At 61.5% G+C, this 17,344-nt stretch carries 19 protein-coding genes; 4 read left to right on the forward strand and 15 right to left on the reverse strand.

Annotation, left to right across the window (positions count from 1 at the left end):
• Positions 1-65 precede the first annotated feature (65 nt).
• From lipB to APH41_RS06715, 11 genes are all read right to left on the reverse strand, one after another.
• Entirely contained in the window at positions 66-713 is a 648-nt protein-coding gene (lipB, locus tag APH41_RS06665) for a lipoyl(octanoyl) transferase LipB (protein WP_034126907.1), read from the reverse strand.
• Complete coding sequence (locus tag APH41_RS06670) at positions 713-994, reverse strand: DUF493 domain-containing protein (protein ID WP_005791752.1); 282 nt, start codon at positions 992-994, stop codon at positions 713-715. The genes lipB and APH41_RS06670 overlap by 1 nt, the downstream gene beginning before the upstream one ends.
• An 85-nt stretch (positions 995-1,079) precedes the next feature.
• Positions 1,080-2,237 carry a D-alanyl-D-alanine carboxypeptidase family protein gene (locus APH41_RS06675; RefSeq protein WP_014720083.1) on the reverse strand — a complete coding sequence of 386 codons (1,158 nt, stop codon included), beginning with the start codon at positions 2,235-2,237 and terminating at the stop codon, positions 1,080-1,082.
• A 183-nt stretch (positions 2,238-2,420) separates the two neighbouring features.
• Positions 2,421-3,425, reverse strand: coding sequence for a septal ring lytic transglycosylase RlpA family protein (locus tag APH41_RS06680; RefSeq protein WP_054918115.1), 1,005 nt, complete (start codon positions 3,423-3,425; stop codon positions 2,421-2,423).
• Positions 3,425-4,435, reverse strand: a complete 1,011-nt coding sequence (gene mltB, locus APH41_RS06685; RefSeq protein WP_054896188.1) for a lytic murein transglycosylase B — start codon at positions 4,433-4,435, stop codon at positions 3,425-3,427. The genes APH41_RS06680 and mltB overlap by 1 nt, the downstream gene beginning before the upstream one ends.
• 17 nt (positions 4,436-4,452) lie before the next feature.
• Complete coding sequence (gene rodA, locus APH41_RS06690; RefSeq protein ID WP_044268991.1) at positions 4,453-5,556, reverse strand: rod shape-determining protein RodA; 1,104 nt, start codon at positions 5,554-5,556, stop codon at positions 4,453-4,455.
• A gap of 31 nt (positions 5,557-5,587) precedes the next feature.
• On the reverse strand, positions 5,588-7,486 hold the full coding sequence (mrdA, locus tag APH41_RS06695; RefSeq protein WP_034126905.1) for a penicillin-binding protein 2: 1,899 nt from the start codon (positions 7,484-7,486) through the stop codon (positions 5,588-5,590).
• Positions 7,487-7,501: 15 nt separating this feature from the next.
• Positions 7,502-7,969, reverse strand: a complete 468-nt coding sequence (gene rlmH, locus APH41_RS06700; RefSeq protein ID WP_054918118.1) for a 23S rRNA (pseudouridine(1915)-N(3))-methyltransferase RlmH — start codon at positions 7,967-7,969, stop codon at positions 7,502-7,504.
• 9 nt (positions 7,970-7,978) lie between these two features.
• On the reverse strand, positions 7,979-8,473 hold the full coding sequence (rsfS, locus tag APH41_RS06705; RefSeq protein ID WP_003176298.1) for a ribosome silencing factor: 495 nt from the start codon (positions 8,471-8,473) through the stop codon (positions 7,979-7,981).
• Between the two features lie 66 nt (positions 8,474-8,539).
• Complete coding sequence (nadD, locus tag APH41_RS06710) at positions 8,540-9,184, reverse strand: nicotinate-nucleotide adenylyltransferase (protein ID WP_003194480.1); 645 nt, start codon at positions 9,182-9,184, stop codon at positions 8,540-8,542.
• Positions 9,184-10,449 (reverse strand): glutamate-5-semialdehyde dehydrogenase, encoded by a 1,266-nt coding sequence (locus APH41_RS06715; protein WP_034126904.1) that lies wholly within the window; start codon positions 10,447-10,449, stop codon positions 9,184-9,186. The genes nadD and APH41_RS06715 overlap by 1 nt, the downstream gene beginning before the upstream one ends.
• A 175-nt stretch (positions 10,450-10,624) precedes the next feature.
• Here APH41_RS06715 and APH41_RS06720 point away from each other — a divergent pair, with 175 nt between their 5' ends.
• Together APH41_RS06720 and APH41_RS06725 are read left to right on the forward strand one after the other, a co-directional pair.
• Entirely contained in the window at positions 10,625-11,308 is a 684-nt protein-coding gene (locus APH41_RS06720) for a DNA-3-methyladenine glycosylase (RefSeq protein WP_054918120.1), read from the forward strand.
• 156 nt (positions 11,309-11,464) lie between these two features.
• Positions 11,465-12,781 (forward strand): bifunctional DedA family/phosphatase PAP2 family protein, encoded by a 1,317-nt coding sequence (locus APH41_RS06725; protein WP_054918122.1) that lies wholly within the window; start codon positions 11,465-11,467, stop codon positions 12,779-12,781.
• Here the strand turns inward: APH41_RS06725 and APH41_RS06730 are convergent.
• The 4 genes from APH41_RS06730 to APH41_RS06745 all read right to left on the reverse strand — a co-directional run bounded on the left by APH41_RS06730 (position 12,775) and on the right by APH41_RS06745 (position 14,770).
• Positions 12,775-12,990, reverse strand: a complete 216-nt coding sequence (locus tag APH41_RS06730; RefSeq protein WP_003194488.1) for a hypothetical protein — start codon at positions 12,988-12,990, stop codon at positions 12,775-12,777. The genes APH41_RS06725 and APH41_RS06730 overlap by 7 nt on opposite strands.
• 100 nt (positions 12,991-13,090) lie before the next feature.
• The gene (locus APH41_RS06735) at positions 13,091-13,681 is read right to left on the reverse strand and encodes an LON peptidase substrate-binding domain-containing protein (RefSeq protein WP_034126900.1); all 591 of its coding nucleotides are present in this window, start codon (positions 13,679-13,681) and stop codon (positions 13,091-13,093) included.
• 22 nt (positions 13,682-13,703) lie between these two features.
• Positions 13,704-14,420 carry an LrgB family protein gene (locus APH41_RS06740; RefSeq protein WP_034126899.1) on the reverse strand — a complete coding sequence of 239 codons (717 nt, stop codon included), beginning with the start codon at positions 14,418-14,420 and terminating at the stop codon, positions 13,704-13,706.
• Positions 14,417-14,770 carry a CidA/LrgA family protein gene (locus APH41_RS06745; RefSeq protein WP_054918124.1) on the reverse strand — a complete coding sequence of 118 codons (354 nt, stop codon included), beginning with the start codon at positions 14,768-14,770 and terminating at the stop codon, positions 14,417-14,419. The genes APH41_RS06740 and APH41_RS06745 overlap by 4 nt, the downstream gene beginning before the upstream one ends.
• A gap of 182 nt (positions 14,771-14,952) precedes the next feature.
• Between APH41_RS06745 and APH41_RS06750 the strand changes: the two genes are divergently transcribed.
• Positions 14,953-15,408, forward strand: a complete 456-nt coding sequence (locus tag APH41_RS06750) for a MaoC family dehydratase (protein ID WP_003194496.1) — start codon at positions 14,953-14,955, stop codon at positions 15,406-15,408.
• A gap of 195 nt (positions 15,409-15,603) precedes the next feature.
• Complete coding sequence (locus APH41_RS06755; protein ID WP_054918127.1) at positions 15,604-17,322, forward strand: C13 family peptidase; 1,719 nt, start codon at positions 15,604-15,606, stop codon at positions 17,320-17,322.
• The last annotated feature ends 22 nt before the right edge of the window (positions 17,323-17,344 follow it).

Raw genomic sequence — 17,344 nt, forward strand, 5'->3', positions numbered from 1 at the left:
CCGGGGCTGGACGCTCAGTGATGTCCAGCGTCGGGATCATGGTTTGCACAACATCAGTAGTCATATCAATCGATTCCGCCCGTCAGGGTCGTCTGCTCTGCATAGTCGAGGTGTTTGACGAGCTGCGCGCGCAGCCGGGCACTTACCTCGGCAAATTCTATGGATGTTGCATGGTCACTCAACTGGGTCATCGCAAGCCCGGCGTAACCGCACGGGTTGATCCGTCGGAACGGCGCCAGGTCCATGTCCACATTCAAGGCCAGGCCATGAAAGGAACAACCGTGGCGAATGCGCAGCCCCAGGGAGGCGATTTTCGCGCCATCCACGTATACACCCGGTGCATCGGGCTTGGCCACGGCGGTCACGCCGTAACTGGCCAACAGCTCGATCAGGCACGTCTCCATGCGGCTGACCAGGTCGCGCACGCCAAACCCCAGCTTGCGCACGTCCAGCAGCAGGTAAGCCACCAGTTGACCGGGCCCATGGTAAGTCACTTGCCCCCCTCGGTCGACCTGCACCACCGGAATATCACCCGGCAGCAGCAAGTGTTCGGCCTTGCCGGCCTGGCCCTGGGTGAATACCGGCGGGTGTTCTACCAGCCAGATTTCATCCGGGGCCGAAGTGCCGCGCTCATTGGTAAAGCGCTGCATGGCATGCCAGACCGGCTCGTATGCCATCCGGCCGAGCTCGCGAAAGCCCAGGACTTGCGACATCACAGCACCATATGCACGAAGCCGGTGGCTCGCAGTTCGCTGTTGATGTTGTAGAGCTGGTCTTGATCGGTCGCAACGATGTGCAACTGGATCGTGGTGTACTTGCCGGTGGAGCTTTGGCGCTCGTCTACGCGGTTGTCGTTGATCGTCGCGTGCTTCCTGACGATCTCGAGAATCTTGTCCTTGCGGCCGACACCGGTATCGCTGATCACCTTGACGGGATAATCCGTCACAGGAAATTCGATCTTTGGCGCCTTTACTTCTACGTCTTTATCGGTCATGGCAGAACAGCCTCGTAAGCGCTAAGCCGTGGCGACGGGCAAAGCCCCGCGTTGGATCAACGCGGGGCTTTGCAGGTGCACACAATCAGTTGAACAAGCCGTAGAAGAATAGACGGATGCTATCCCATACGCGGCGGAAGATACCACCTTCCTCGACAGCGTCCAGCGCGATCAGGTCGGCGCTGTGCACCACCTTGTCGTCCAGCTTCACTTCGACCTTGCCGATCACATCACCCTTGGCGATTGGCGCAACCAATTGCGGGTTCAGGGTCATGCTGGCGGCGAGCTTTTTCAGCTGGCCTTTAGGCATGGTCAGGGTCAGGTCGTCGGCCAGGCCGGCCTTGACTTGCGAAGTCGAGCCCTTCCACACCGGCGCGGTCGCCAGTTCAGCACCCTTCTGGTAGAAGGTCTGGGTTTCGAAGAAGCGGAAGCCGTAAGTCAGCAGTTTTTGCGTCTCGGCCGCACGGGCCTGCTCGCTGTTGGTGCCGAATACCACGGCGATCAGGCGCTGGCCATCACGTACGGCGGACGACACCATGCAGTAGCCGGCTTCGTCGGTGTGGCCGGTCTTCAGGCCATCGACGGTCTTGTCGCGCCACAGCAACAGGTTGCGGTTAGGCTGCTTGATGTTGTTCCAGAAGAATTCCTTCTGGGAGTAGATCGCATAGTGCACCGGGTCAACGCGGATGATGGCGCGCGCCAGGATCGCCATGTCATGAGCCGACGAATAGTGCTCTGGGTTCGGCAGGCCGGTCGGGTTCATGAAGTGGCTGTTGGTCATGCCCAGCTCGCCGGCGGTTTTGTTCATCATGTCGGCGAAGGCGTCTTCGCTGCCGGCAATGTGCTCGGCCAGGGCGACGCTGGCGTCGTTACCGGACTGGATGATGATGCCGTGCAGCAGGTCGCTCACGGTGACTTGCGAACCCACTTTGATGAACATCCGCGAACCACCGGTACGCCAGGCGTTTTCGCTGACGGTAACCGGGTCGTTTTCGCCGATCTGGCCGCGACGGATTTCCAGGGTCGCGATGTAGGCGGTCATCAGCTTGGTCAGGCTGGCAGGCGGCAGGCGTACATCACCGCCGTTTTCGACCAGCACGTTGCCACTGGCGGCGTCCATGAGGACCCACGACTTGGCGGCCAGTTGCGGGGAGGCCGGCACCATTTCAACCGCCCAGGCGGCTGGGGTGATGATCAGCGAGATAAGCAGGCACGTACGTTTGGCTAAGGTGGTGATGTTCATCCGTCTCTCGAAATTGCTTATGGAAACTTGCCCTCGCGGGCAAAACTATTCAGACAGCCCGCTTCCAGACTGTCACGTGTTCGGTTGCCCGCTCACCCCTTGCCCCTGGGTTTTTATTGTTCAACGAGCCAACAACCAGGGTTCAAGCGCGCATGCGCGTCTGAGCCATCAATCCGTTACTGCTTATTCTGCGGTGACCACGCTGGGTTGCCCCAGATTGGCCAGACGCACGCTGTTCTGCACTTGCGCCACCTCGCTCGGCGAGCCGATAGGGCCCATGCGTACACGGTGCAAGGTTTGCTGGTTACGCACGATGGAACTGATGAAGACCGGCGCGCTGACCATGCCGCTGAGCTTGGACCTTAACAGTTCTGCCGCATCCGGGTTGGCGAAAGCGCCGACCTGCAGGTATTGCCCACCGGCCATGGAGGCGCCCGCTGCCACGTGAGGTACCACCACGGTATCAGGCGCATGCTGCGCAGGTGGCGGGGTCCATTGCTCGATCTTGCCGGTGGAGGCCGTCACTTGCGGTTGCGGGGTTGGCGGTTCGTTGAGCATCAACGGCGCGGGTTTGCCACGCTGGGCCCAATACTGCGCCGGATCGATGCCTTCGACCTTGACCCGTGCGGTGCCGGTTTCGGCATAACCGAGTTTCTTGGCGGCCGCGTAGGACAAGTCGATGATCCGGTCCGAATAGAACGGCCCACGATCATTGACCCGCAGGATCACGGTGCGATTGTTGTCCAGGTTGGTCACGCGCACATAGCTGGGCAGCGGCAGGGTCTTGTGGGCCGCGCTCATGCCATACAGGTCATACACTTCGCCGTTGGCGGTGTTCTGGCCATGGAACTTGGTGCCGTACCAGGAAGCGGTGCCCGACTGCACGTAAGTCTTGGATTCCTGCAGCGGGAAGTAATTCTTGCCCAGCACGGTATAGGGGTTGGCCTTGTACGGGCCGGTGTGCAGGGTCGGCGTGGCGTCCGGGATTTTCGACACATCCACATCCCACCACGGCGCGCCGTCTTTGTGCGCGCGGTTGATGTCCAGGCCCGGCTGGGCACGTACCACCGCACCGCCCGCCTTCTTGGCCGGCGCACGGTTAGGGGTGGTGGAGCAACTGGCTACCAACAAGGACAACGCGGCGAACGCCACCAGCTTGAGCGGTTTTTTGAACGGCGATACCCGCATTACTTGTTGCCCCGTGCTTGAACCAGCTCATCTGACAGCTGATGCACGGCCATGGCGTACATCACACTGCGGTTATAACGCGTGATTGCGTAGAAATTCTTCAGGCCCATCCAGTATTCAGGGCCATTTGCGCCTTCCAGGCGGAATGCCGTCACCGGCATGTCGTCGCGTGGCGCATTCTGACTCGACCAGCCCAGCGCTCGCAACTCCCCGACGGTCTTGACCGGTTCGATACCTTGGGTCAGGCCCTCGTCAGCGCGCTCGCCCGTGACATCGGCGCGGATAACCACCGGCTCGCCGGCGACCCAACCGTGGCGCTTGAAGTAGCTGGCCACGCTGCCGATGGCATCGTCGGGGTTGCTCCAGATATTGATGTGCCCGTCACCGTCGAAATCCACCGCATAGGCGCGAAAGCTGCTCGGCATGAACTGCGGCAAGCCCATCGCCCCGGCGTAGGAGCCCTTGAGGCTCAGCGGGTCGACCTGCTCTTCGCGGGCCAGCAACAGGAATTCGCGCAGTTCCTTGCGGAAGAACTCGGCGCGGGGCGGGTAATCGAAGCCCAGTGTCGACAAGGCGTCGATCACTCGGTAGCTGCCGGTGTTGCGCCCGTAGAAGGTTTCGATGCCGATGATCGAGACGATCACCTGGGCTGGCACTCCGTACTCCTGCTCGGCGCGGGCCAGTACCGCCTCGTGCTGGCGCCAGAAATCCACGCCGCGGGCGATGCGCGCATCAGTGAGGAACATCGGGCGATAGTCCTTCCACTGCTTCACACGTTCGGCAGGTCGGGAGATGGCGTCGAGGATCGCCTGCTTTTTCTGGGCTTCGCGGAACACGCCCATCAGTTGCTCGCCAGCAAAACCGTAGTCGCGGGTCAGCTCACCGACAAATTCGGCAACCTGGGGAGAGCCATCGTAGTCACCGGCCTGTGCCTCTTGCGTTGCCCCCAGCAGCCCGATCAGGCCCATCCAGGTCGCATGCCGAGTCGCCCAGCCGCGCATTACTTGCATTGACATCTTCACCTTATTCAAACCTGTGCGATCCACTTGCGATGCGTATGAATCGACATCAAAACCCCAAACGCTGACAGCAATGTCACCAGCGAAGTTCCGCCGTAGCTAATGAATGGCAACGGCACCCCAACCACCGGCAGCAGGCCACTGACCATACCGATGTTGACGAAAACGTAAACAAAAAAAGTCATGGTCAGGCTGCCGGCGAGCAATTTGCCGAACAGCGTTTGCGCCTGGGCAGTGATCACCAGGCCTCGACCAATCAACAGCAGATAAATCAGCAACAACGCGCAAATGCCCACCAGGCCGAACTCTTCGCCCATCACCGCGATGATGAAGTCAGTGTGGCTCTCGGGCAAGAAGTCCAAGTGAGACTGGGTGCCCAGCAACCATCCCTTGCCAAATACCCCGCCGGAACCGATGGCCGCCTTGGATTGGATGATGTTCCAGCCAGTGCCCAGCGGGTCGCTTTCCGGGTCGAGGAACGTCAGGATCCGTTGCTTCTGGTAATCGTGCATAAAGAAGAACCACATGGCCACGGCCACGGGCACGGCGGCTGCCAACACGCTGAGGATCCAGCGCCAGCGCAGGCCGCCCATGAACAATACGAACGCGCCACCGGCGAGGATCAGCAACGAGGTGCCAAGGTCCGGCTGGCGCACGATCAACACAAAGGGCACGCCGATCAGGATCAGGCTGATCGCCACGTGCTTGAGCTGCGGCGGCAAGGTGCGCTTGGACAGGTACCAGGCAATGGTGGCGGGCATCAGGATCTTCATGAATTCCGACGGCTGGAAGCGAATCACCCCGGGGATGTTGATCCAGCGTGTGGCGCCCATGGCGTTGTGGCCCATGACGTCCACCACCACCAGCAGCAACACGCCGGCGACATACCCCAAGGGCACCCAGCGCGCCATGAAACGCGGCTCCAACTGGGCGATGACCACCATCGACAGCAGGCCCAGGCCAAACGAGGACGCCTGCTTGATCAGCAGGTCCCAGTTCTTGCCGCTGGCCGAATACAGTACAAAAAGGCTGCCGGCCGCCAGGGTCAGCAGCAGGATCAGAAGGGGGCCATCAATGTGCATGCGTTGCAGCAACGTCGCACGGCGACGCATCACATCTTCGCTGGAGAGGATGCGGTCAAAATTACTCTTCACGGGCCGTAACCTCGGGGCTTGAAGGGGGGCCGCCATACTCGGGCTTGAGCCGGCCATCGTCGGCCAGCAGCCAGGCGTCCATCACCTGGCGTACCACTGGGGCCGCGACGCCGGAGCCGGACTCGCCGTTCTCGACCATCACTGCCACCACGATTTTTGGGTCTTCCGCCGGGGCAAAGCCGACAAACAAGGCGTGGTCGCGGTGGCGTTCCTGGACCTTGGAGCGGTCATACTTTTCGCCTTGTTTGATCGCGACCACTTGGGCGGTACCACTTTTGCCGGCAATGCGGTATTGAGCGCCAATTGCCGCTTTGCGCGCAGTGCCGCGAGCGCCGTGCATCACCTGCTGCATGCCGTGGTTGACCTTGGCCCAATCGGACGGGTCACGCAGCACAATGTCAGGAATCGGATTGTCGTCCACCGGCTTTTCGCCTTCGATGGTCCTGGCCAGATGCGGTCGGTTCCACACGCCTTTGTTCGCCACCAGCGCCGTGGCCTGGGCCAGTTGCAGCGGAGTGGCCTGCATATAGCCCTGGCCGATACCCAGGATCAGGGTTTCGCCGGGGAACCACGCCTGGCGGCGGGTCGCACGCTTCCACTCCCGCGACGGCATCAGGCCGGGGGATTCTTCGAACATGTCCAGGGAGACTTTCTGACCGAGGCCGAACTTGCCCATGTAGGCAGACAGCCGATCAATTCCCAGTTTATGGGCCAGGTCGTAAAAATAGGTGTCGTTGGAGCGCATGATCGCGGTATCTAGGTCGACATAGCCGTCACCGGAGCGGTTCCAGTTACGGTACTTGTGATCGTAGTTGGGCAGCATGTAGTAGCCAGGGTCGTACACCCGGCTTGAGGCCGTGACCACGCCAGCATCCAGGCCGGCAATCGCCACCGCCGGCTTGATGGTCGAGCCCGGTGGGTACAGGCCGCGCAACACACGGTTGAACAGTGGCCGGTCGATGGAATCACGCAGCTCTGCGTAGGCCTTGAAGCTGATGCCAGTCACAAAGGGGTTGGGGTCGAAGCTGGGCTGGCTGACCATCGCCAGCACTTCGCCAGTCTTCGGGTCCAGCGCCACTACGGCACCCCGCCGACCGCCCAGGGCCATCTCGGCAGCTTCCTGCAACTTGATGTCCAGACTCAGGACAATGTCCTTGCCAGGCACCGGATCGGTGCGCTTGAGCACGCGCAATACGCGACCACGCGCATTGGTCTCGACTTCCTCGTTACCTACCTGGCCATGCAACTCGGCCTCGTAGAAGCGCTCGATACCGGTTTTGCCGATGTGATGGGTGCCGCTGTAGTTGATCGGGTCGAGGGTTTTCAGCTCTTTCTCGTTGATCCGCCCCATGTAGCCAACGGAGTGGGCAAAGTGCGGCCCTTGCGGGTAATGCCGCACCAACTGCGCCACCACTTCCACACCCGGCAGGCGGAACTGGTTCACCGCAATACGGGCGATCTGCTCTTCGGTCAGCTCGAACAGGATCGGCACCGGCTCGAACGGCCGGCGCCCCTGCCGCATGCGCTTCTCGAAGACGGCCCGGTCTTCCGGCGTCAGTTGCAGCACCTCGACGATGACATCCAGGACCTGCTTCCAGTCGCCGGAGCGTTCACGGGTCATGCTCAGGCTGAAGCTGGGCCGGTTATCGGCAACCACTACGCCATTGCGGTCGAAAATCAGCCCACGGGTCGGGGGAATCGGCTGCACATGCACCCGGTTGTTTTCCGACAGCGTGGAGTGATAGTCGTACTGGATCACCTGGAGGAAATACAGCCGCGCAATCAGCACGCACATCAGCACCACCACCAAGACAGCACCGAACACCACCCGCGCGCGTACCAGACGTGCGTCTTTCTCGTGGTCCTTGATGCGGATCGGCTGGGTCATCGGGGGCGGCGCAGACTATTTGTGGTAAGGGTGCCCGGACAGAACTGTCCAGGCGCGATACAGCTGTTCACCGATCAGAATCCTTACCAACGGGTGCGGCATCGTCAGCGCCGACAGCGACCAGCGCTGATCGGCCCGCGCACAGACTTCCGGCGCCAGCCCTTCCGGGCCGCCGACCATGAAATTGACCGTGCGCGAATCCAGGCGCCAGCGATCCAGTTCCACCGCCAGTTGCTCGGTGCTCCAGGGCTTGCCGTGCACTTCAAGGGTGACGATGCGCTCATTGGGGCCGACCTTGGCCAGCATGGCTTCGCCTTCCTGACGGATAAAGCGCGCCACGTCGGCGTTCTTGCCCCGGGTATTGAGCGGTATTTCCACCAGCTCAAGCGACAGCTCAGCGGGCAGACGCTTGGCATATTCGTGCCAGCCTTCTTCCACCCACTTGGGCATGCGTGAACCGACAGCGATCAGACGCAGGCGCACAGCCGTTCCTTATTCCTGGTCTTTGTTGAGCTTGTCGAAGTGCGCGTGGCCCACTTCCGGGCTGTGGTGCTTGCCATCGGCGGCACGGCTCTGCTCGGCGCCTTTCCACAGACGTTCCAGGTCGTAGAACTGGCGAGCATTGGAGGTCATCATGTGAACGATCACATCGTCCATGTCCAGTAGCACCCAGTCGCTGTCGCCCTTGCCTTCTTCACCCAGTGGCTTGACGCCCTGGGCTTTGACGGCTTCGCGAACCTTGTCCAGCATCGCGCCGATCTGGCGGTTGGAGGTACCGGTGGCGATGATCATGAAGTCGGTGATGCTCTGCTTGTCGCGCACGTCCAGCACCTGGATGTCCTGGGCTTTAACGTCTTCCAGGGCAGCCACGGCGACTTTCACCAGCTCTTCGCCAGCCAATTCCGGGCCGACATGGGCTTCAACCGGCAGCGGCGCGCTTTTGAAGGTGCCTTTGCGCTTAACTTTGCTTACGTCTTTGTTCGTCATATAAAACTCGTTTTGCTCGTATGTTCGGGCGCTTGCTGCACGGTTCGTGCGTTCAAGCGCGCCTTTTCAGTTCGACGCACGGTACAGCCCGTGCGCATCGATGTAGGCCAGGACCGCGTCAGGCACCAGGAAACGTACCGACTTCCCGCTGGCCAGCAGTTGACGGATCTGGGTGGCGGACACCGCAAGCGGGGTCTGCCAGACGAATGCAATATTCCCGTTCGGCCCGGTCAGGGCCAAGGGGTCACTTACCGACCGCGCGGCCAGCAGGTTGCGCAAGGCATCCGGCGGTTCGCTGTCGGCATCCGGGCGTTGCAAAACCAGGATGTGGCAATGCTGGAGGAGTTCCTCCCAGCGGTGCCAAGAGGGCAGGCCGCAAAATGCGTCCCAGCCCAAAAGCAGAAACAGTGGGTCATCCGCGGCCAATTCGGCGCGCATCAGCTCCAGGGTGTCGATAGTGTAGGACGGTTTATCGCGCTTGAGTTCGCGATCGTCCACCACCAGCGGCGATATACCTTCCACGGCAACACGCACCATTTCCAGGCGTTGCTCGGCGGCCACCTGCGGCGTGTCGCGATGGGGCGGCCGGAAATTGGGCAGCAGGCGCAGCTCATCCAGCGCAAGGGCATCCGCAACTTCGAGGGCACTGCGCAAATGGCCGATGTGCACGGGGTCGAAAGTACCGCCGAGCAGCCCGATGCGTTTAGTCATCAAGTGCGCACATGACCGTCGCCAAACACCACGTACTTCTCACTGGTCAGCCCTTCGAGGCCCACCGGGCCGCGTGCGTGGAGCTTGTCGGTGGAAATACCGATCTCAGCCCCCAGGCCGTACTCGAAGCCGTCGGCAAAACGCGTCGAGGCGTTGACCATCACCGAAGCGGAATCCACTTCGTTGAGGAAACGCCGGGCATCGCTGAAATGCTCGGAAACGATGGCGTCGGTGTGCTTGGAGCCATAGGTATTGATGTGTTCGATGGCCTGGTCCAGGTCGTCGACGATGCGGATCGACAGGATCGGGGCCGTGTACTCGGTGTACCAGTCCTGCTCGGTCGCCTCGATGACGTCCGCACCCAGCAGCGCACGGGTGCGCTCGCAACCGCGCAGCTCTACCGATTTGTCACGGTAGATGGCGGCCAGCGGCGGCAGCACACGCTCGGCAATGCCAGCGTGCACCAGCAGGGTTTCCATGGTGTTGCACGGCGCGTAGCGGTGGGTCTTGGCGTTGTCGGCAATGCGAATCGCCTTGTCGAGGTCGGCGGCGATGTCGATGAACACATGGCAGACGCCGTCCAGGTGCTTGATAACTGGCACCTTGGCATCGCGGCTGACGCGCTCGATCAGGCTCTTGCCACCCCGCGGCACGATCACGTCGACGAATTCCGGCATGGTGATCAGCGCGCCCACGGCAGCACGGTCGGTGGTTTCCACTACTTGCACCACTTCAGCCGGCAACTCGGCCACGGCCAGGCCCTGCTGGATGCAGGCGGCGATGGCGCGGTTGGAATTGATCGCTTCGGAACCGCCACGCAGGATAGTGGCGTTGCCAGACTTGAGGCACAGGCTCGCGGCGTCGATGGTCACGTTCGGACGCGACTCATAGATGATGCCGATCACGCCCAGGGGCACGCGCATCTTGCCCACCTGGATGCCGGACGGCAGGTAGCGCATGTCGCGAATTTCACCGATGGGGTCAGGCAGCTTGGCCACCTGACGCAGGCCTTCGATCATGTCGTCGATACGTGCCGGGGTCAGCGCCAGGCGGTCCAGCAGGGCTGGCTCAAGGCCGTTAGCGCGCCCATTGGCCAGGTCCAGCTCGTTGGCGGCGGTCAACTCGGAGCGCGAAGCATCCAGAGCATCCGCAGCCGCCAGCAGCGCACGGTTCTTCTGCGCGGTGCTCGCACGGGCGATCAACCGCGAGGCCTGCCGGGCAGCGCGACCCAGGCGGGTCATGTAGTCAAGAACGGACTCAGTCATGGTCAGGGAGTCTTGGCAAAGAGGAAAGCGGCAGATTATAGCTGTGACGCCGCCCGACTGACAGCGGTGAGGGGCGGATGGTCGAAATGAACTGTAAAAACCCCAGGTTCAGCCGTAATTAAGGTGAGAGTTGTTATGATTCAGTCACATTTAGCCGTATCAACCCTTGACCGCCATGCCCGACTTTCCCCCGCTGCTCCCCGCCAGCCCGCTGCCCGATAGCTTCTTCGACCGCGATGCCCAACTGCTTGCGCGTGAATTACTCGGAAAAGTCATTCGTCATCGTGTGGGCGATCTCTGGCTTTCGGCGCGAATTATTGAAACCGAAGCCTATTACGTGGCCGAAAAAGGCAGCCACGCCTCACTCGGCTACACAGAAAAGCGTAAGGCTTTGTTTCTGGATGGTGGCCATATCTACATGTACTACGCCCGTGGCGGTGATTCGCTGAACTTCAGCGCCCACGGCCCGGGCAATGCCGTGCTGATCAAATCGGCCTATCCCTGGGTCGACGAAATTTCCGGGGCGGCGAGCCTGGCGCAGATGCTGTTGAACAACCCCAACCCCGATGGCAGCCCACGCCCCTCGCAGAAGCTGTGTGCAGGCCAGACGCTGCTGTGCAAGGCACTGGGCCTGAAAGTGCCGATGTGGGATGCCAAGCGCTTCGATCAGGAACTGCTGTATGTCGAAGACGTGGGCCAGGTGCCCACGCAGATTATCCAGACCACGCGCCTGGGCATCCCCAGTGGGCGCGATGAACACTTGATGTACCGCTTCGTCGATGCTGGCTATGCGCCTTATTGCACGCGGAACCCGCTGCGTCGGGGCCAGGTCGAAGGCCGAGATTATTTTTTGATTTAACGCGCGACACATCCCATGTGGGAGCTGGCTTGCCTGCGATAGCAGTGGGCCAGGCAACTTCAATGCTGGCCATGCCGCAGCCATCGCCGGCAAGCCAGCTCCCACAGTTGAATTTCACCGCCTCAAATTCTGTTTTGTATGCATGGAGTGGATTGTATGGGCCAATGGCTCGATAGCATCACCGGCTGGTTGACCCTCAACCCACAATGGCTGGCAGCCGCGGTGTTTATCGTCGCGTGTGTGGAGTGCCTGGCGATTGCCGGGTTGATCGTGCCGGGCACGGTATTGCTGTTTGCAATCGCCGCGTTGGCTGGCAGCGGTGCGCTGCCTTTGAGTGAAACCCTACTGCTGGGCTTCCTCGGCGGCTTATTGGGCGACGGCGTTTCCTATTACCTGGGCCGCCATTTCCATCAGAACATCCGGCGCCTGCCCGGCCTGCGCCAGCATCCTGAATGGATGAACGGCGCAGAAACCTACTTCCACAAGTACGGAATCGCCAGCCTGTTGGTCGGGCGTTTCATCGGCCCATTGCGTCCCATGCTGCCCATGGTCGCCGGCATGTGCGACATGCCCTTCCCGCGCTTTGCCGCTGTGAGCATCATTGCCGCAGCGGGTTGGACCGTGGCCTATCTGCTGCCGGGCTGGGCTGCCGGCGCCGCGTTCCGCCTGCCGTTGCCGGAAGGCTTCTGGCCGGAAGCGGCGATTATCGCGGCGTGTCTCGCGGTGTTGCTGGGGATGAGTTTGAACAGCAGTTGGCGCGGGCATCGGCGCACCACCTTGTGGATTGGTTGCGCCAGCCTAGTGTTGTTGATCGCGCTGTTTATCGGCTACCCCCATCTCAATGACTTCGACCAGGGCCTGAGCGCACTGGTGCAGGAACATCGCAGCCCGTGGCTGGACGAGGTGATGGTGCGGGTCACCCAACTGGGTGAGTTCAAGAAGATGTTTTTCGCCAGCGCCGTGTTCACTGGCCTGTTGCTGTTGGCACGGCAGTGGCGCCACGCCGTATTTGTCGGCGCCACCCTCGCTGGCGCGGCAGTGATTAACACCGGCACCAAGCTGTTTTTCGCCCGTGGCCGCCCGGAAATCCTAACGGACCCGCTGACCAGCTTCAGCATGCCCAGCGGCCATGCCTCCGGGGCCTTTGCCTTCTTCCTGGCGCTCGCGGTATTGGCCGGTCGCGGCCAACCTACGCGGCTGCGCCTGACCTGGATGCTGCTGGGCTGCATTCCCGCGGCGTTCATTGCCTTGTCGCGGGTGTACCTGGGCGCCCATTGGCCCACGGACATCCTGGCCGGCACCTTGCTGGCAATGACCGTGTGTGCGTTCAGCCTGACGGCAATCGAGCACCGCAGCCCATTGCCAGCCATGTCGCAAAAAGCCTGGTGGCTGGTGCTGCCCGCCGTGGTCGCCGTGCTCGGTTTCATCGCCTTTACCGGCACGCCCCACGCCCTGCTCAGGTACGCCTATTGACCCTTGGCCGGGCCGATCCAGTCCACGGAGGCGCTGCGCCGTTCAACGCAACGTTCGCGGCGCTCCAGCAGCATCTCATCGGCCACTTCGGCGGCGCGCTCGGCGATGTACTCCGCGCCCCGCGTGGCTTCCTGCTGGAGTAATTGCGTGGTCACGCTGACAAAATAAGCGTCCCACGCGACTTGTTCCGAGGGGGTCAGCCGAATCATGGTTATCTCCGATCATTGTTGCGCGATCGGAAAATAGTGCAGGCGGCGCAGTGGAGGCGACCGAGCAAAGTCTGAAAGCTCTGTCAGGCAAATCCGAATCTCAGGTGAACAGCTCGCCCTGCAATTCATCGAGCAACAGCTGGATCGCATCCAGGCGTTGCCCTGGGTCGTCCAGTTGCAGCAAGTCGATCTTGTCGGCCTCGCTAAATGGAAGCAGATAGGCCAACTGATTGCTCAGGGCTTGCTGGCCTTCGGCCTGGCCGCCCATGTCCAGCGAGGCCACCATCGGGTGTTCGGCCAGGGCCTCAAGCAACGCCAGCAAGTCGGCGTCCTCTTCGCCCAGCGGCTGGTCCGGCAATTCTTGCAGCCATTGCACATCAGCCACCAGCAACTGGTCTTTCTGCACGCCGGCCTCACGCACGCGGAAACGACGGCCACCTTCGACGCGAATGCCCAGCAGGCCGTTGTCCTGCTGTTTGAAGTCACGAATCAGCGCTTCACAACCGACAAGCGCATAACCGTCAGGGGCCGTGCCCACTTCCGAGCCATCCAGGATGCACACCACACCAAAGCCTTCGCCCTTTTTCATGCAACGGCCGATCATGTCCAGGTAGCGCGCCTCAAATATCTGCAAGTCGAGGGTGCAGCCCGGGAACAGCACAGTGTTGAGGGGGAATAGCGCCAGACTCATAACGGCTTCCTTAAAACCTGGGTTAAACAATGACCGACACCGCCAACGGCAGGAACACCGCCGTGGCCACGCCCATCAAACTCATGGCCAGCGCCGCGAAGGCGCCGCATTCTTCGCTTTCCTGCAGGGCTACCGAAGTGCCGACAGCGTGGGCGGTCATGCCCAGGGCCATGCCCCGCGCTTCGGGGCTGCGTACACCCAGGCGCGACAAGAGCGCTGGACCGATCATCGCGCCGACCACCCCAGTGATCAATACAAACACCGCCGCCAAGGCCGCCACGCCGCCGATCTGCTCGGCCACCAGCATGGCAATCGGCGAGGTGACCGACTTGGGCGCCATGGTCATCAGCACCCTGTGCTCGGCCCCGAACCACCATCCCAACGCCACACAAAGGCCGGTGGCCAATACCCCGCCTACCACCAGCGTAGTAAATATCGGCCAGAACAATTGGCGAATCCGTCGCAGGTTCAGATAAAGCGGCACCGCCAGGGCCACTGTGGCAGGCCCCAGCAGGATGCCCATGATCTCGGTGCTCTTGCGGTATTCGGCGTAGCTCAGCCCGCAGGTGAGCAGCACGCCGATCACCAGCAGCATCGACACCAGCACCGGCTGCAGGAAGATCCAGCGGGTTTTCTCGAACCCCGCCAGCACCAGTTGATAGGCGCCCAGGGTGATACCGATACCGAACAGCGGGTGATGAATGACCGCCGTCCAGGCGCCCTGCCAGTCGAGGATCATTGGTCCTTCTCCTTGCGCTTGACCATCTGCTGCATCAGCACACCGACAAAGCCCATGGCGATCACCAGCGACACCACCAACGCCCCGACGATGGCCCAGAAATCCGCCACGATGTCCTTGGCATACACCATCACTCCCACGGCCGGCGGCACCAGCAGCAGCGGCAGGTAACGCAACAGGCTGCCGGCCGCCAGGCTCAGGGGCTCGCCGACTTCACCGCGCCAGACCAGAAAGCCCAGCATCAGCAACAAGCCGATGATCGGCCCCGGCAGTACCGGCACCAGTAAATGATTGATCGCCGTGCCGATCAGTTGAAACAGCACCAGCCAGGTCAGGCCACGTAACAGCATCCCGCTCTCCCCCTCAAAACTCGCGCGCATTATAAGCATGCCCGCCCTATGCTCCGGCATTCGCCAAAAGCATGTTGGGTTGACCAGGCTGATTGCCCATGATGATCTACATTGGTTCTCTGTAACCCATAAAAACGCCCCTTATCAACGGGCACATAAGTGATGAACCAAGGAGAGACGCAATGCCCTATGTACCCGTAGCGCAGCTCAAAGATTACGTCGGCAAGGAACTGGGACGTTCCGAATGGCTCACCATCGACCAGGCGCGTATCAACCTGTTCGCGGAAGCCACCGGCGATCATCAGTTCATCCACGTCGACCCGGTCAAGGCGGCGCAAACCCCGTTCGGCAGCACCATCGCCCACGGGTTCCTGTCACTGTCGCTGATGCCCAAGCTGATGGAAGACATCCTGATCATGCCCGAAGGCTTGAAGATGGCCGTCAACTACGGCCTGGACAGCGTGCGCTTTATCCAGCCGGTGAAAGTAAACTCCAAGGTGCGGCTGAACGTCACCCTCACTGACGTCACCGAGAAAAAACCGGGCCAATGGCTGTTCAAGGCCACCGCCACCCTGGAAATCGAAGGTCAGGAGAAGCCGGCCTATATTGCCGAGTCGCTGTCACTCTGCTTCGTATGATCGCCACACCCCCACTGTAGGAGCGAGCTTGCTCGCGAAGGTCGTCAGCGATAACGCGTGCTTGCTGAACAAATGCGGCGCCTGTGAGTTTTCGCGGGCAAGCCCGCTCCTACAGGTGATGGATCCTGCGCATAGACCACTAGGTTCGGCACCCCGGCTACGGCATACTCGGCGCTCAATTATCCGGATCCCGCTATGCGCCCACTCGCTCCCCTTGCCCTTGCCCTGTTGCTCACCGCTTGCGGAGACGGCGAATCGCTGTTGCCGCCCGATGCGCGCTTGCCCGATGGCGGCCGCTACCGTGGCGATGTGGTCAACGGTTTGCTGCAAGGCCAAGGCCGTGTGGACTACCCCAATGGCAGTTGGTACGCCGGCCAGTTCGACAAAGGCCAGTGGCACGGCCAGGGCGAATGGCATGGCAGCAATGGCGAAGTCTATAAAGGTGAATTCAAGCAGGGCCTGTTTGACGGCCAGGGTAGCCTGACCACCTCGGGCAGCAGCTACGTGGGCGGTTTCAAGAACGGCCGACGCAACGGCGAAGGCACCCTCAAAGAAGGGCAGATGACTTATCGCGGCGAATTCCAGGACGACCAGTACTCAGGCCTCGGCCGCCTGGAACTGGCCGACGGCAGTCAGTACCAGGGCCAGTTCGCCCACGGCAAGCCCAATGGCGAAGGCCAGCGCAATGACGACAGCGGCAACCAGTTCAGCGGCCGCTTTGTCGATGGACAACTGGAAGGCAATGGCACTTTCAATAGCGCCGAAGGCGATATCTATGTCGGCCAATTCAAGCAGAACCAGCTCAACGGTAAAGGCCGCTACGAGAACGCCGACGGTGATGTGTGGATCGGCCAGTTCAAGGAAGGCGCGCTGACCGGCAAAGGCGAATTGATCGGGGTCGATGGCAGCCACTATGTCGGCCAGTTCAGTGACTGGCGCTTTACCGGCGAAGGGCGCCTGAACCTCACCGATGGCAGTTTCTATATCGGTGGCTTCGACAGCGACAACTATCAAGGCCGTGGCACCCTGGTACTCACCGACGGCACCGTGCAGTCCGGCACCTGGGTCAACGGCCTGCGCGTGCGCGACGCCGAGGGCAAGCTGCTGCCGGACCCTCTGGAGACCGGCATACTGGCTCAAGGCCGCTTGCTCAATGACGCCCTGGCGACAGTGCCCGCGTCCACTCCGGCCGTCGAGCTATACACGTTGGTGCTGGCCGGCGACGGCAAGCAAAGCGTGTTCCTGCGCGAGGCCGATTACGTCAGCAACCTGCTCGCCACCCGCTTCGGCGCGCGCGGGCAGGTGCGCCTGGTCAACCACCGCGACCATATCGCCGACCGCCCCCTGGCCACCCGCGAAAGCCTGCGCCGCTCGGTGCAAACCCTGGCCGAACGGACCGGACCGGAAGACCTGGTGTTCATTTACATGACCAGCCATGGCACCCATGAGCATGAGCTGGTGCTCGACCAACCGCGCATGGAACTGGCCGACCTGCCCGCCGACGAGCTGGCCGCCGTGCTCGCACCGCTGAAAAACCGCGACAAGGTCATCGTGATCTCCGCGTGTTACTCCGGCGGTTTCATACCGGCGCTCAAAGATGAGCGCACCCTGATCATGACCGCCTCCCGTGCAGACCGCGTGTCATTCGGCTGCTCGGAAGAAGCAGACTTCACCTACTTCGGTGATGCCCTTTTCGCACAAGCTTTCAACCAGACGGATGATTTGCAACACGCCTTCAAACTGGCGCAACTGCACGTGGCCGAACGCGAACAGGCGGACAACTTCGAAGCCTCCGAACCGCAGATCTGGGCCCCTAAAGGCGTGATCGCCCATTGGCAATTATTACGTAAACAGCAGGCACGAAAGGCGCTCGAAAGCGTCTCAATGAATAGCAAGGAAGCCAAAGGCAACTAAGCTGTAACGTGTAACAAGGGGG

The sequence above is a fragment of the Pseudomonas sp. NBRC 111138 genome (assembly GCF_001320835.1).
GTDB lineage: Bacteria > Pseudomonadota > Gammaproteobacteria > Pseudomonadales > Pseudomonadaceae > Aquipseudomonas > Aquipseudomonas paracarnis.

Excerpts from the sequence above, each read along its gene's own strand:
- mltB (WP_054896188.1), bottom strand. The coding sequence starts at position 4,435 with ATGCAAGTAATGCGCGGCTGGGCGACTCGGCATGCGACCTGGATGGGC.
- APH41_RS06670 (WP_005791752.1), bottom strand. The coding sequence starts at position 994 with ATGACCGATAAAGACGTAGAAGTAAAGGCGCCAAAGATCGAATTTCCT.
- APH41_RS06750 (WP_003194496.1), top strand. The coding sequence starts at position 14,953 with ATGCCCTATGTACCCGTAGCGCAGCTCAAAGATTACGTCGGCAAGGAA.
- APH41_RS06680 (WP_054918115.1), bottom strand. The coding sequence starts at position 3,425 with ATGCGGGTATCGCCGTTCAAAAAACCGCTCAAGCTGGTGGCGTTCGCC.
- rsfS (WP_003176298.1), bottom strand. The coding sequence starts at position 8,473 with ATGACGAACAAAGACGTAAGCAAAGTTAAGCGCAAAGGCACCTTCAAA.
- mrdA (WP_034126905.1), bottom strand. The coding sequence starts at position 7,486 with ATGACCCAGCCGATCCGCATCAAGGACCACGAGAAAGACGCACGTCTG.
- APH41_RS06730 (WP_003194488.1), bottom strand. The coding sequence starts at position 12,990 with ATGATTCGGCTGACCCCCTCGGAACAAGTCGCGTGGGACGCTTATTTT.
- rodA (WP_044268991.1), bottom strand. The coding sequence starts at position 5,556 with ATGCGTCGCCGTGCGACGTTGCTGCAACGCATGCACATTGATGGCCCC.
- APH41_RS06740 (WP_034126899.1), bottom strand. The coding sequence starts at position 14,420 with ATGATCCTCGACTGGCAGGGCGCCTGGACGGCGGTCATTCATCACCCG.
- APH41_RS06755 (WP_054918127.1), top strand. The coding sequence starts at position 15,604 with ATGCGCCCACTCGCTCCCCTTGCCCTTGCCCTGTTGCTCACCGCTTGC.
- APH41_RS06675 (WP_014720083.1), bottom strand. The coding sequence starts at position 2,237 with ATGAACATCACCACCTTAGCCAAACGTACGTGCCTGCTTATCTCGCTG.
- lipB (WP_034126907.1), bottom strand. The coding sequence starts at position 713 with ATGTCGCAAGTCCTGGGCTTTCGCGAGCTCGGCCGGATGGCATACGAG.
- APH41_RS06725 (WP_054918122.1), top strand. The coding sequence starts at position 11,465 with ATGGGCCAATGGCTCGATAGCATCACCGGCTGGTTGACCCTCAACCCA.
- APH41_RS06715 (WP_034126904.1), bottom strand. The coding sequence starts at position 10,449 with ATGACTGAGTCCGTTCTTGACTACATGACCCGCCTGGGTCGCGCTGCC.
- nadD (WP_003194480.1), bottom strand. The coding sequence starts at position 9,184 with ATGACTAAACGCATCGGGCTGCTCGGCGGTACTTTCGACCCCGTGCAC.
- APH41_RS06735 (WP_034126900.1), bottom strand. The coding sequence starts at position 13,681 with ATGAGTCTGGCGCTATTCCCCCTCAACACTGTGCTGTTCCCGGGCTGC.
- APH41_RS06720 (WP_054918120.1), top strand. The coding sequence starts at position 10,625 with ATGCCCGACTTTCCCCCGCTGCTCCCCGCCAGCCCGCTGCCCGATAGC.
- APH41_RS06745 (WP_054918124.1), bottom strand. The coding sequence starts at position 14,770 with ATGCTGTTACGTGGCCTGACCTGGCTGGTGCTGTTTCAACTGATCGGC.